The following is a 14349-nucleotide window of genomic DNA, read 5'->3' as shown; positions in this document are numbered from 1 at the left end:
GGCGGCACCTTTGGTGCCGCCGAAACATAATAAAAATGTTAATATGATGTTATAAAATTACGGTCTGTATAGAGTGCGCAGGTGCAGATAACTTGGCAGACATACCTTCGATCCAAAGATTGGTATTGATATCGTTGTCGGAATCATTCATGATAACGGTAACTAGCTGTCCATTTTCATTCATGAAAGTTGTTGATGTTAAAGCAGCTCTGTTGGATGAACTTCCGATTCTTTGAGCATTTGGCTTAATGAATTTCGAAACATGACCAACATAATAGTATTCATACGTATAATGAACTTCTCCTGTTTTCGTATCCGCGATGATTGGGGCAAAACAGAAATTTCCAACATGATTTGGCCCTCCGGTTTCATCTAAAAGAACGTTCCAGTCTGTCCATAAAGCAGTTCCTTTGTTGAAATCATTGATCATATTTCTTCCGTACAATTCGCCTAAGCTTACGTCATAGATTTTAGACATGTCAAACTGCTCTTTGCAACCTTCTGTAAATGCCAGAAATTTATCCGGAAAAGCTCTTTGAGTTTCAATTAAATTATCAAAAAGCTGCGTTTTGTTATTCCATGTTTCGTACCAGTGGTAGCCGATTCCTGATGCATATTTTGACGTTTCAGGATCGCTTAATGTTGTTGTTGCTCTTTGGTAAATCAAATCACGGTTATGATCCCAGATCATTACTTTTTTATCTTTAAATCCATTTTTCCAAAGGGTTGGACCTAAATTATTTTTCAGGAACTCCCCTTCTTCTTCAGCCGTGTAAATACAAGATTCCCAGCTTTGCGTCGCCATCGGTTCATTTTGAACGGTCAATCCCCAAACATTAATTCCTCTTTTTTCGTATTCTTTGATGAATTTTACGTAATAATCTGCCCAAGTTTGGTAAAAGCTATTTTCCAGTCTACCTCCTTTCAACATACTTTTATTAGATTTCATCCAAGCGGGTGGACTCCAAGGAGAAAAATAGAACGTAAAATCTTTTCCAATTGCCTTTTGAGCTTCCTTAATTAATGGAATTTTATACTTTTCATCATGCGCAACGTTGAATGATTTTAATGAATTATCATTTTCTGTTACATACGTATAAGAATCGCTTGAGAAGTCACACGAGTTCATATTAGTACGAACAACCGTGTATCCCAATCCATTTTTCCCATAATAAGCTTCAAGAATTTCTTTCTGCTTATTTTTTGGAAGTTTATAAAAAGTTTCGGCAGACGCGTCAGTAATAGCACCTCCGATTCCGATTAATTTTTGATATTTGAAATCAGGATCTACAAAAACACAGGCATCTGTTTCTTTTGGCTGATCCATCTTTTCGAATTTCACCGTTCCTTTATCAACCATTTTTTCGTTAGTTTTAGAATTGGTAAAAATTACTTTTGCTGTTTTTCCTGCATTTTTTTTCCAGTAATTCTGAGCATTTGCATTAAAAAAAGCTCCCACTACAAAACAACTTACTACTAGTTTCTTCATAATTTCTTTCTATTTTATGGAGAGAAAATCACTCTCGCTTCATTATTTATTTTGATAAACCCTTACATAATCGATATAATATTTCTGAGGGAAAGTAGCATCATCAATACCTTCTTTTCCTCCCCAAAATCCACCGACTGCAAGATTTAAAATGATATAATATGGTTGATCAAAAGGCCACGCTTCATAAGTTTTTTCTTTATTTTCATAGGTAAAAAACTTTTGATCATCAATATAAACATCAATTTTTTGAGGCGTCCAATCTGCTTTATAAACATGAAATTTTTCGCTTGCGTCTTTCACAATCAACGTATCGGTTTTCTGTGTTCCGATAATATGATTATACTTTTTCGTATGAACCGACGAATGAATATATCCTTGATTAAAACCAACATGCTCCATAATATCAAGCTCACCGTCATCCGGCCATTCTTTCATATTTTCGCTCATCATCCAAATTGCTGGCCACGTTCCGCGACCTTTTGGAAGTTTTGCTCTGACTTCAACTGTTCCATATTGAAAGGAAAATTTCCCTATCGTTAAAAGTTTTGCCGACGTGTATTTATTCTTTTCCCAGCTTTCTTTTTTAGCTTCAATCACTAAATTTCCGTTTTCAACTCTTGCATTTTCTAAACGGTTTTTGGTATAAAATTGAGCTTCATTATTTCCATAACCATCGCCACCGACTTCATAATTCCATTTTGTAGAATCTGGCAATCCTTTTCCTTTAAATTCATCATTCCAGATTAATTTTCTGTTGGAATCGAGCTTGTTTGAAACACAACTTTCAACACAGAAAGCTAAAGCTCCTCCGACTAAAATGGTGATAATATATTGAAATTTTATGTTCAAAGTTTTCTATCTAATTTTTAATATCTTGTTTTTAAACGCAAAGTTTTATTTTAAAAATATTTTGATTTTAAGGAGCAAAGAGTTGCGACAAAGTCGCTGATTAAGCTCTCTTCTTACAATCAATTTCATTGATTAATTCTTTGCTCCTTAAAATATGTAATCTCAATATTCAATCTTTGCGTTAAAAACTCTTCAATTAAGATTAAGTTTAATTTATTTTCAAAGTTTGTCATGTTGGAAGCATCTCTACAAAGATTATCTAGATTCTTTTCAGAATGACAAAGATTACCTTACTTAAAAACTCACGTCTTTTACCACCAAAAGCGGGTTTCATCCCGCTCTCAGTTTTTGTAAACTAATATTTATTTTGACCAATTGATCCTTTTTGTCTGAACATCTTTGGAGTTAGTTCCCACCATAATATCGAATTCTCCGGCTTCCCAATCGTAATTTAACTCATCATCATAAAACTTTAAGTTTTCCGGAGTCAGCGTAAAGTTTACTGTTTTACTTTCTCCTTTTTTGATGAACACTTTTTGGAAGTTTTTCAATTCTTTCACTGGTCTTACCACTTTTCCGAACAAATCTCTGATGTACAACTGCACCACTTCTTCCCCGTCATAATTTCCGGTATTGGAAACATTTACACTGATATTCAACGTCTGATTTCCTTTAAGATTTGTCGAACTTAAATTCATATCAGAATATTTAAATTGAGTATAGCTTAAACCGTAACCAAACGGAAATTTCGGATCATTATCCAGATCGATGTAAGCGGAGACATAGTTTCTGTCCGTATCATTTTTAGCTGGTCTTCCTGTGTTGTAATGATTGTAGTAAACCGGGATTTGTCCTTCTGTTTTTGGGAATGTCATTGGTAATTTTCCACCAGGATTTACCGTTCCGAAAAGTACGTCTGCGATAGAATTTCCGGCTTCCGTTCCCAGCCACCAAATATAAACAATTGTCGGAATATTGTCTGCTGCCCAATCAAAAACCAAAGGTCTTCCTGCGTTGATCATTAAAACGATCGGTTTTCCTGTTTTTGCAATTTCTTTCAATAAATCTTCCTGAACTCCCGTGAAATGTAAATTACTTCTACTTTTTGCTTCACCGCTCATTGCTGAACCTTCGCCTAAAGTCATGATAACAACGTCTGCCTTTTTTGCCGTTTCCACCGCTTCAGCAAACATCGATTTGTCCTTATCATCAACGTTAGCACCTTTTGCGTATAATAAAGTTGAGTTTTTGTCTAATTGGTTTTTAATTCCGTCAAACTGAGTGATAATTCTTTGATTATCATCTTTAAAAGCAATCGACCAAAAACCGTGATTTGCAGTTGTTTCTTTTCCAAAAGGGCCAATTAATGCAATCGTTTTCGTAGTTTTTGAAAGCGGAAGAATACTTTTTTCATTCTTTAATAAAACAATACTTTTTGAACCAAATTCTCTTCCGAATTTTCTATTTTCCTGATTATTTAATTGCTCTTTCTGTCTTTTTTCATTGCTGAATCTATAAGGATCATCGAATAATCCCATTTCGAATTTTTTAACCAAAATTCTTCTTGCAGCATCATCGATCAACTTTGGATCAACCTTTCCTTCCTGAACCAATTTTGGAAGTTCAGCCATATAAGCACGGCTTTCCATATCCATATCGCTTCCTGCAATGATTGCTTTTTCAGCAGCTTCTTTATTGTCTTTTGCGTACCCGTGAGGAACCATTTCGCCGATACTTCCCCAGTCTGAAACCACAAAACCTTGATAGTTCCATTTGCCCTTTAATAAATCTCTTAAAATATATTTGTTTGCCGTTGCCGGGATTCCGTTGATATCATTAAAAGAATTCATAAAAGTTGCAACTCCTGCTTCTGCAGCTGCTTTGAATGGTGGCAGATAAGTTTCATTTAACTGTCTCAAACTCATGTCAACAGAATTGTAATCTCTTCCTCCAACGGCTGCTCCATACGCTGCGAAATGCTTTGCACAGGCCATAATTGCATCAATATTTCCCAGACCTTTTCCTTGGAAACCTTTGATTCTTGCTAAACCAATTTGAGTTCCCAGATAAGTATCTTCACCCGAACCTTCCATTACTCTACCCCATCTCGGATCTCTGGCAACATCGACCATTGGTGCAAACGTCCAGTGAATTCCGTAAGCCGAAGCTTCTGTTGCGGCAATTCTTTCAGATTTTTCAATTAAATTTAAATCCCAACTCGCAGCTTGACCTAAATTCACAGGAAAAGTTGTTCTGTACCCATGAATAACGTCTTGTCCAAATAACAAAGGAATTTTTAACCTTGATTTTAAAGCTAATTCCTGAAATTTTCTGGTTTCCTCTGCTCCTGCTACATTCAGCATTGAGCCTACTTTACCTTTTTTTATTTCATCTAAAACACTTGCCGAATTAGAGTTTTGAGGGCCTGTTGCATACTCGAAACCGCTGTACTGAACTAACTGACCTACTTTTTCCTCTAAAGTCATTTTAGATAAGATCTCCGAAACTCTTTGATCTATAGATTTCTGTGCAGAAGCACCAACTCCGAGTGCTACGAATAGTAATAAAAGGCATTTCTTCTTCATGTTGTTCTTTTTTTAAAAAACGTATGTTGCAACCGAATTTCCCGAAAGATTGACTGTTGCCGTTTTTCCGTTATATTTTATATTAAATGTTTCTTCATTTTTTGCTCCGTTTTGCACAACCAAAATTCTCTTTCCTGCAGGCGTAATAAAAGCTGCAGTAGAAAGATTGTCGGTTTGAGTAGAAGCTATTCTTCTTGAATCAGCAGGAATAAATTTTGAAGCATGAGCAATGATATAATATGCAACGTTTCTCGTGAAATTTTCACTGTCTGAAACCGTAATTGCTCCTTTACATTCTGTACAACCTCCGTCTGTGTGAGGTTTGTATTGAGGATCATTGGCTAAATTCCATTCCAGAGCGATTTTGCTCCAGTTTCTCATAGAACCGATGACCACGTTTTTGGTATGCCAATTTAAATCTTCATTAAAAGTTCCCTTCGCGCCTGTCCATTGCTCCGTAAAATACAAATTTTTATTTGGAAAAGCAGCATGAACAGTACCTAAAGCTGAAATTTCGCCCTCATATAAATGAAAAGCAGAACCATTAATATATTTTGATGCTTCAGAATCACCTAAAATATTGGTAACGTATTCTGGTTTGTTGCAATTGTGATCATAAACCACAATTTTAGTTTTAATAGTATTGGATTTAAAAATTGGACCTAAACTTTTCTTAATGAAATCTTTTTGCTGATCTGAAGGCATATACAAGCTCGGATTATTTCCGGGATGTAAAGGCTCGTTTTGAGGAGTTATTGCGTCAATCGTAATTCCTTCTTTCTGCATTCCCTGAATGTATTTTACGAAATATTTAGCATAAACATCGTAAAATTCAGGTTTTAAGCTTCCTCCTTTTGATTTTCCATTATCTTTCATCCAAACCGGAGCCGACCAAGGTGCTGCAATGATCTTGATTTTTGGATTGATCGTTAAAATTTCTTTTAACATAGAAATCAAATCTTTATCTCTTGTCAAACTGAATTTTGAAAGAGAAGGATCTGTTTGACCTTCCGGTAAATCATCGTAAGAAAAAACTTCGCTGTCCAAATCGGATGCGCCAATACTTAATCTTAAATAACTTATAGAAATTGAATTTTTATCTTTTCCGAAAAGTTCATTCAGTAATGCTTTTCTTTTGGATCGTGAAAGTCGATTAATCACTTCAACACTTCCGCCCGTTAATGTATATCCGAAACCGTCAACATATTGAAACTTTTGAGAATCATCAATGTCAATATTTTGAATGTTGTTGGATGTTTTTACAAAAACTAAAGGTAGCTGTTGCTCTAATTTTACACTTTCATCTCCTTTTGTAAGCCAAATCTGAATTTGATCTTTCGTACTTACAGTTGATTTACATGATGTTAAAGGCAAAAGTACCACACCGCCAATTAGCAGTGTAGTACTTTTTAAAAAGAAACTATATAAATTGTGAAACTTCATGTTTTAATAGCCAGGATTTTGCGTTAAAGCTGTATTTACTAATTCATTAAAAGGAATTGGTAGTATTTCATTTTTACCTGCAACAAAGCCTCTTGAACCCAATTTAGCCGGAGCATCACCCCATCTTACTAAATCAAACCATCTGTGGCCTTCACCTGCTAACTCTCTTCTTCTTTCATCCTTGATTGCCTGCATGGAAACTGTCACTGGCGCCAAACCTACTCGTGCTCTTACAGCATCTAATAAAGCCTGAGCTCTTGAGCCCGAACCTCCTAAAGCTTCTGCCTCCATAAGATAAGTATCAGCAAGTCTAATAGCCATATAATTTTGATGGAAATTTAATTCTGTAGCTCCTGGAAGCCCACTTTTATCGGCATTTCTTGGCAAAAATTTATTTAAGAAATATCCAGTATCTCTAAATCCTGAAGAATAAGTGATTTTATTTTCAGTGACAAATTTTTTGGCATTAAATATTGTAGCATCCAAACGAGGATCTCCCTGCATAAAATTAAACAGATCGTCCGTTGCAGGATTAAAGCCCCATCCTTTATAAATATCCGGTGCATCATTATTAGGAGTTGTTGTAACACGCCCATATGATATAATAGCAATCATTTGATTAATAGAATTACCTTCATCTTTCCCTGTTCCCCAGAAATCCCATTCTGCATTACTTTTGTCCGTATGCATTACTTCCAAGATAGACTCAGTTGTAAATTTGTTATTCACTTTCCATAAGTCAGCAAAATTAGCTACCAGCTTATATCCATATTGACTTGTTCCTCCAGGTGTACCATTAACCATTTCAAACTGTGCAGCAGCGTCGGTATTTTTTTTATCATACAGATAAATTTTACCCAAGATTGCATGTGCCGTTCCTTGTGTAATACGTCCTTTTTCTGATGCTGTTGAAGTTGTTGCAGGAAGATCATTAATGGCAGAAAGAATGTCTGATTCTATCTGTGCATAAACATCTGCAGGTTTTGCCTGAGGAATATTATAATAGTCATCATCATATTTTATAGGCTTTAAAATCAAAGGTATATTTTTGAACATTCTTAATAATTCAAAATAATATAATGATCTTAAAACTTTTGCTTCCGCTATAAATCTTTTTCTGGTTTGATCATTCATATCTGCATTTGGAATTCTTTCGAATAAAAGATTCGCTTTTGCAATACCCTGATAATAATCTTTCCAATAACTTAAAGGCATGATAATAGGATTGATTGTATAATTAGAAAACCCTTGAATTCCTGCCCCATCAGTAGAACTACCTCCACCAGAATAAAAATCATCAGATGCTCCATTAAAGAAAGTAACATCATTTTCAAATCCTCCAGAGTACTTTCTCAACATATCGTATACAGCTACTAAACCGCTGAAAGACTGTTCTTCATTTCTAAAATAATTATCCGGCTCAAATGTACCTGAGTTTTGTACATCTTCCAGGTTACTATTATTACAAGATACTGCTCCAAAACTAATTCCTGTTAATAATAGAACGGATAAACTTTTATATATAAATCTTTTATTTTTCATATTTTCTTAATTAAAATTGAACATTAGCTCCGAAAAGGAAGGTTCTGGATTGTGGATAATAAGCTCTATCAATACCAAAAGTATCACCACCTGCAATTTCAGGGTCATATCCTGTATATTTTGTGAAAGTAACCAAATTCTCTCCTGTAATATAGAATCTAACTTTGCTTGCACCAATCGCCTGAGATACTTCTTTTGGAAGTGTATATCCTACCTGTACCAATTTTAGACGTAAATAATCTCCTTTTTGTAGATAATAGTCAGACATTCTTGTATAGTTTTGATTTGGGTCATCCTGACTTACTCTTGCTATAGTATTGGAAGTTCCTTCACCTGTCCAACGATCTAAAATTGAAGTCTGATAATTGGCTTCCGGGATATCCAATCTTCTCAGACCTTGGAAAATTTTGTTTCCGGCCTGCCCCTGAGCAAATATCATTAGATCAAAGTTTTTGTAATTCATATTCAATGTTAATCCAAAAGTATATTTTGGCACAGAATTACCCAGATTTACATAGTCATTTTCATCAATTTTACCATCTCCATTCGCATCCAGTCTTTTAAAATCACCTGGTTTAGCATTGCCCTGAATTAATCCACCGTTAGCATTTTTATAAGCATCAATTTCTGCTTGATTCTGGAAAACACCTAAATTCTGGAATCCGTAGAAAGAACCATAAGAAGACCCAACCTGTAATCTTGAAACTGCTCCCATTGACTGAAATGATGCAAAATTTACATATGGTTTATCATCTTCCAATCTTGTAATCTCATTTTTCAGATAAGCAAAGTTACCATTCGCTGAGAATCCAAAATCTCCCCAATTCTTTTTGTATCCTAAGCTTACTTCTACCCCATCATTATTCATGTCTCCAATGTTTCTCCATGGGTTATTGATTAAACCAATGTAACCAGGAAGATCAATTCTTCTTAAAATATCCGTACTCTTTTTTCTGTAGACATCTACTGATAAATCGAAATTTTTAAAGATCTTAAGATCGGCAGCAATATTCAACTGAGAAGTTCTTTCCCATTTCAAATTAGGGTTTTCTAATGTACTTGGAGCATATCCTATGTGAATAACATCATCTCCAAACGTATAATTACTTCCAGGAATTAAGAAATTGGCATACTGAAAATTATCAATAGCATCATTTCCTAATACTCCATATCCACCTCTTAATTTAAAGCTGTTTACTACATTATTTTCTGGCCAGAAATCTTCATTAGATACATTCCATCCTAAAGACATTGCCGGAAAATTACCCCAGTGATAATCTCTTGCGAATTTGGAAGAACCATCTCTACGGATAGTACCTGTGAAAAGATATTTGTTGGCATAATCATATACTACTCTTGCAAAATATGATGTTTTATGTGTTTCCTTTCCATCCCAAGCATTGGTAGCTCTGTCAGTCTGTGGAATATCAAAGTTAAATGAAGCCTCCTGCCAATCATTTGTCGGAAGATTTTTATAGGTAGTATTTTGACCTGAAGAAATATTATATTCGTAATATCCTTGTCCTAGTAATACATTTAAGCTATGTTGACCAAATTTGTTTTGGTAGGTAATGGTATTTTCTGTACTCCATTCAAATTTTTTCTCAATTTGTCTGAATAAAGTATTAAAATCATTTTTAGTAGCAGAACTTAAATAATTTACAGGAGTAAAAGCTTGACTTCCCCAATAAGAAAGCTTTCCGTTCACTGTAGATTTAAAGCTAATGTTTTTATTAATTTTTAAATCAGCGTAAACGTTGGCAATAATATCATCTGTCCAATTGTATTTTCCTAATTGTGTTTGTTGAAAAGCCAACGGGTTAGACATTTCTTTACTCACATAATGCGAGATTCCATATGGGTTTCCATTTTGATCTCTTACAATGTTCGGGTTATTTAGATAATCACTTGGAAAAGGCTGATTATTAACTCCATCTGTAACAACTAAAGGTGTTAATGGATCAAGGTTAATAGCAGAACTTAATGGACCTCCAAATTCACCATTTGCATTGATCCCCGCAGATTTTGTATGTGTATAAGCAAAAGTCTGCCCTACAGTTAAAAAGTCTAATACTTTATGATTTGAGTTCAATCTTGCATTGATTCTCTTGTAATTTGAAATATCTCTTAAAACAATACCCTCCTGATCATAATAACCAAAAGATGCATAATACGTTGATTTCTCACTTCCACCATTGATGCTGAATTCATGAGACTGACGCTGTGCACTATTAAAAATTGCTTTTTGCCAATCTGTTCCATTTCCATATGATCCAGCATTTGCAAATATAGGTGCGCGGCCATCATTGGTATTTGCTTCATTTCGAATTGTTGCATACTGATTTCCATTCAGAAGATCAAGCTTGTTAGCAGCACTACCAACCCCAAAAAATCCGTTGTAAGAAATACCCAGTTTTCCTTTTGCACCTTTTTTGGTAGTAATCAAAACAACACCCTTTGCAGCAGAAACTCCATAAATAGCAGCAGACGCACCATCTTTAAGAATTTCCATTCCTTCAATATCAGATTGATTTAGCCATCCGATATTATCAACAACAATTCCATCAACTACCCAAAGAGGATCGTTACTTCCAGCCCCAAAACTGGTAATTCCACGAACTCTTACTGTAGCAGTAGATCCTGGTTGCCCTGAATTCGAAATTACAGAAACTCCGGCAGCCCTACCTTGTAGAACCTGCTCAGCTCTTCCCGAAGGAATTTCATCAATATCCGAAGCTTTAATACTTGATATTGCTCCCGTCACGTTACTCTTCTTCTGAGTACCGTAACCGATCATTACCACTTCCTCGATTTTTTGCTCTTTAGGAATGGTGTCATTCGTTTTGTTTTGGGCACTGAAATTTGCAGTAAAATAAAGCACTGCAACCATTCCCAAACTTCTTGATATTCTTACATTCATATACAGTTAGTTTTTTAATTCTCAAATTGAGACAATAAAAATATATTTTTTTTTAAATAATTAACATTATATTAATAAATATTTTAATTTTCCTTTTATTTTTGGGGGTTTAAAGCCCTATATTTGGTGCCATAATTCATAAAAATTCATAAAAAGTTAATAAAATAAATCCCCAAAATGAATACCAAGCTTCCTAATATTTCACTTCCATTAAAACTTACATTTCTAATTTTCTCTATGGTTTTGAACTGCATGGGCATTGTAATTCTTCAACTTTCGGAGGCAAATATCACCTATGAAAAGCTAGGTTTTCTAGAGTCTTTTAAAGATCTTCCGATCGCGTTTATTTCTCTTTTCGCCGTTAACTTTATCAGTAAAATCGGAACTAAAAAATCATTGATCTTAGCATTAACAATTGTTGGTATTTGCTCCACAATTTTGCCTTTTGTGGAAGTTTTTTGGTTTTATAAATTGTGGTTTGCCATCATTGGGACTTGTTTTGCCATCGGAAAAATTTGTGTTTTTGGAATTATCAGAAATAATGTTTCAGACGAAAAATCTTTAGCCAAAACAATGAATAATGTTGAAGCCTCTTTTATGATCGGGATTTTTGTTGTGAATACAGGTTTTGGGTGGTTGATTTCCAGTCAGTTTTCTGAATACTGGAAATTTGGGTTTTTATCAATTTCAGTTCTTTCGATAATTACCATATTTTTATTTTCAAAAATAAAAATTGCAGAACCTGTACAATCTGATAATCAGGGAATTGTTTCTGAGCTATCAAAATTAATTAATCCTTTAATTATTCTGTTTTTAGGGGTTATATTTTCCATTGTTTTTATTGAGCAGAGTTTTAATTCATGGCTGCCTTCTTTTTATAAAAACCATTTGAAGGTTAATTCTTTTTTTGCTTTACAGGCATCTTCTTTTCTAGCTCTTTTTTCTTATGTAGGCAGAACAATTACAGCAAATATTATCCAAAGATTCTCATTATCAAAATATTATGTTTTATGTTTATCACTAATTATTCTAGTCTTAATTATTATTGTAGGACTGCAATATTTTCATTCCGATAATTCTATCGCGCTCTTATTTTTATTTCCTGTGATTGGTCTTTTCCTGTCGCCGCTTTATCCTGTTATTAATTCTAAAATGATTGCTCAGATCGATAAAGAACAGGCAAATCTATTCACTTCCCTTATCGTTATATTTTCATCATTGGGAAGCTCGGTAAGCTCAATTATCATGTCTTTACTATTTGGAAAACAAATGTTAAATTTTTACCCCTTATACATTTTACTCGCTGTAACTGTGCTTTTTACGATAAGTTTAATTTATTTTAGGGTTGCTGATAAAAAGATATAGAAAATAATTTTATTTTTACTGTCATGGAAATCAAGGATACAAAAAACAAAGAAACTTTACGGGAACTTATTGATACAAAAGACTTTGTAGCACATGTGTCCGTGGATTGTACCATATTTGGTTTTCACAATAATATCTTAAAAGTGCTTCTTTTGAAGTATCACGACCTAGATTTGTGGTCTCTTCCGGGTGGATTTGTATTTAATGACGAAGATCTTCGTGAAGCAGCAGCCCGTGTTTTATACGAAAGAACACATCTTAAAGATTTATTTTTAAAACAGTTTCATACTTTCGGAAGAATTGACCGTACAGAGAATAATGTACATCAAATCTTGCTTAATAATAAAGGAATTGAAGTACCAAAAGATCACTGGATCTTCCAGAGATTTATCACCGTGGGCTATTGCAGTTTGATCGATTTTTCTATTGCGAACACCTTTCCTGACGCTTTCAATGAAACGTGTGAGTGGTTCGAGGTCAATAAGTTACCAAAAATGGCTTTCGATCATGACAGAGTTATAGAAACTGGTTTGGAATATTTAAGAATGAATATTAATACCGAGGTAGCTGCAAGTAACCTTCTTCCCGAAAAATTTACAATGAAAGATCTTCAATCTTTGTATGAAACCATTTTGGGTGAGACATTCAGGAGAAATAATTTTCAGCGAAAAATTTTAAGTTTAAATATTCTTGAAAGATTAGAGAAGCTTTATGACGGTTCTGCCAACAAAGCTCCTTACCTGTACAAATTCAAAGAAAGGATTTACAATCCTACTAATCAGTATCCTATCTCTAATGATGAAGATGAAAAATTGTAATATTCGGGTTCAGAAAATTATTAAATAAATCTGAGAATTTCATTAAAAACTACATTCAAAAAAAATTTCTCAGGAATAGCGAAAAGTCTTATTTTTAGAAAAATTAAATTACATGTCATATTATCCTCTTACAAGCATTCCCGACTATTACGGAATTGATGCTTTACTTACCGAAGAACATAAACTGATTCGTCAATCAATAAGAGACTGGGTTGAAAGTTTTGTAATGCCACAAATTGATAAGGCTGCACAAGATCATACAGACATCCCAGGTTTGATGAGAGAATTAGGGAAAATTGGAGCTTTAGGCCCATATATTCCGGTTGAGTATGGTGGTTCAGGCTTAGATCAGATCTCTTACGGTCTTATCATGCAGGAGTTGGAAAGAGGTGATTCTGCAGTTCGTTCTGCGGCGTCTGTACAGAGTTCTTTGGTGATGTTTCCTATTAACGAATTTGGTTCTGAAGAGCAGAAAAGAAAATATTTACCAAAATTAGCTTCTGGTGAAATGATCGGTTCTTTTGGATTAACAGAGCCTAACCACGGTTCAGATCCGGGGTCTATGGAAACTTATTTTAAAGATATGGGAGATCATTATCTTTTAAATGGAGCTAAAATGTGGATCACAAACTCTCCTTTATGCGACATCGCTGTTATTTGGGCTAAAAATGAAGAAGGAAAAGTTCAGGGACTGATCGTTGAAAGAGGAATGGAAGGTTTCACAACTCCTGAAACACATAATAAATGGAGTTTAAGAGCTTCAAAAACAGGAGAATTGGTATTTAATGATGTTAAGATTCCGAAAGAAAATCTACTTCCAGGAGTTACAGGCTTAAAAGGGCCTTTATCTTGTTTAAATTCAGCAAGATATGGTATTTCTTGGGGTGTAATTGGTGCTGCAATTGATTGCTATTGCACTGCTGTTCAATATTCTAAAGAAAGAAAACAATTCGGAAAGCCAATCGGATCTTATCAACTACAACAGAAAAAATTAGCAGAATTTTTAACTGAAATTACTAAGGCTCAGTTGCTTTGTCTACAGCTAGGAAATCTTAAAAACGATCATAAAGCAAGTCCGGCACAGATCTCAATGGCAAAAAGAAATAACGTGAAAATGGCTATTGACATTGCAAGAGAATCTCGTCAAATCCTTGGCGGAATGGGCATCATGGGCGAATTCCCAATGATGAGACACGCTGCCAATTTAGAATCTGTAATTACTTACGAAGGAACTCACGATGTTCATTTATTAATTACAGGAATGGATATTACAGGTATCAACGCTTTCTAAAAATTAAAAAAAATAGATAAATAAGAGTCTGGTCGATCGATCAG

9 protein-coding genes are annotated in these 14349 nt (G+C 34.5%); 3 read left to right on the top strand and 6 right to left on the bottom strand.

Going from position 1 to position 14349, the window contains the following annotated elements:
• Positions 1-49 precede the first annotated feature (49 nt).
• The 6 genes from SB689_RS01315 to SB689_RS01290 all read right to left on the bottom strand — a co-directional run bounded on the left by SB689_RS01315 (position 50) and on the right by SB689_RS01290 (position 10831).
• Positions 50-1489, bottom strand: a complete 1440-nt coding sequence (locus SB689_RS01315; protein ID WP_410690292.1) for a glycoside hydrolase family 30 protein — start codon at positions 1487-1489, stop codon at positions 50-52.
• 42 nt (positions 1490-1531) lie between these two features.
• Positions 1532-2341, bottom strand: a complete 810-nt coding sequence (locus tag SB689_RS01310) for a family 16 glycosylhydrolase (RefSeq protein ID WP_410690291.1) — start codon at positions 2339-2341, stop codon at positions 1532-1534.
• 362 nt (positions 2342-2703) lie between these two features.
• Complete coding sequence (gene bglX / locus SB689_RS01305) at positions 2704-4926, bottom strand: beta-glucosidase BglX (protein ID WP_410690290.1); 2223 nt, start codon at positions 4924-4926, stop codon at positions 2704-2706.
• A 12-nt stretch (positions 4927-4938) separates the two neighbouring features.
• A complete protein-coding gene (locus SB689_RS01300) occupies positions 4939-6369 on the bottom strand; it encodes a glycoside hydrolase family 30 protein (RefSeq protein ID WP_410690289.1) in 1431 nt (476 codons plus the stop codon).
• A 3-nt stretch (positions 6370-6372) separates the two neighbouring features.
• The gene (locus tag SB689_RS01295; protein WP_410690288.1) at positions 6373-7911 is read right to left on the bottom strand and encodes a RagB/SusD family nutrient uptake outer membrane protein; all 1539 of its coding nucleotides are present in this window, start codon (positions 7909-7911) and stop codon (positions 6373-6375) included.
• Between the two features lie 10 nt (positions 7912-7921).
• Complete coding sequence (locus tag SB689_RS01290) at positions 7922-10831, bottom strand: SusC/RagA family TonB-linked outer membrane protein (protein ID WP_410690287.1); 2910 nt, start codon at positions 10829-10831, stop codon at positions 7922-7924.
• 177 nt (positions 10832-11008) lie between these two features.
• On the opposite strand from SB689_RS01290, the gene SB689_RS01285 reads away from it, so the two are divergent.
• From SB689_RS01285 to SB689_RS01275, 3 genes are all read left to right on the top strand, one after another.
• Entirely contained in the window at positions 11009-12196 is a 1188-nt protein-coding gene (locus SB689_RS01285) for an MFS transporter (RefSeq protein WP_410690286.1), read from the top strand.
• 23 nt (positions 12197-12219) lie between these two features.
• Entirely contained in the window at positions 12220-13014 is a 795-nt protein-coding gene (locus SB689_RS01280; RefSeq protein WP_410690284.1) for an NUDIX hydrolase, read from the top strand.
• Positions 13015-13126: 112 nt separating this feature from the next.
• The gene (locus SB689_RS01275; protein ID WP_410690282.1) at positions 13127-14305 is read left to right on the top strand and encodes an acyl-CoA dehydrogenase family protein; all 1179 of its coding nucleotides are present in this window, start codon (positions 13127-13129) and stop codon (positions 14303-14305) included.
• The last annotated feature ends 44 nt before the right edge of the window (positions 14306-14349 follow it).

It is taken from the genome of Chryseobacterium sp. SIMBA_038, assembly GCF_046535115.1.
In the GTDB taxonomy this organism is placed as follows: Bacteria; Bacteroidota; Bacteroidia; order Flavobacteriales; family Weeksellaceae; genus Chryseobacterium.
This window is presented reverse-complemented; position numbering and strand designations above follow the sequence as displayed.

Coding starts and splice junctions, on each gene's coding strand:
- SB689_RS01275 (WP_410690282.1), top strand. CDS start 13,127: ATGTCATATTATCCTCTTACAAGCATTCCCGACTATTACGGAATTGAT.
- SB689_RS01295 (WP_410690288.1), bottom strand. CDS start 7,911: ATGAAAAATAAAAGATTTATATATAAAAGTTTATCCGTTCTATTATTA.
- SB689_RS01290 (WP_410690287.1), bottom strand. CDS start 10,831: ATGAATGTAAGAATATCAAGAAGTTTGGGAATGGTTGCAGTGCTTTAT.
- SB689_RS01280 (WP_410690284.1), top strand. CDS start 12,220: ATGGAAATCAAGGATACAAAAAACAAAGAAACTTTACGGGAACTTATT.
- SB689_RS01285 (WP_410690286.1), top strand. CDS start 11,009: ATGAATACCAAGCTTCCTAATATTTCACTTCCATTAAAACTTACATTT.
- SB689_RS01315 (WP_410690292.1), bottom strand. CDS start 1,489: ATGAAGAAACTAGTAGTAAGTTGTTTTGTAGTGGGAGCTTTTTTTAAT.
- bglX (WP_410690290.1), bottom strand. CDS start 4,926: ATGAAGAAGAAATGCCTTTTATTACTATTCGTAGCACTCGGAGTTGGT.
- SB689_RS01300 (WP_410690289.1), bottom strand. CDS start 6,369: ATGAAGTTTCACAATTTATATAGTTTCTTTTTAAAAAGTACTACACTG.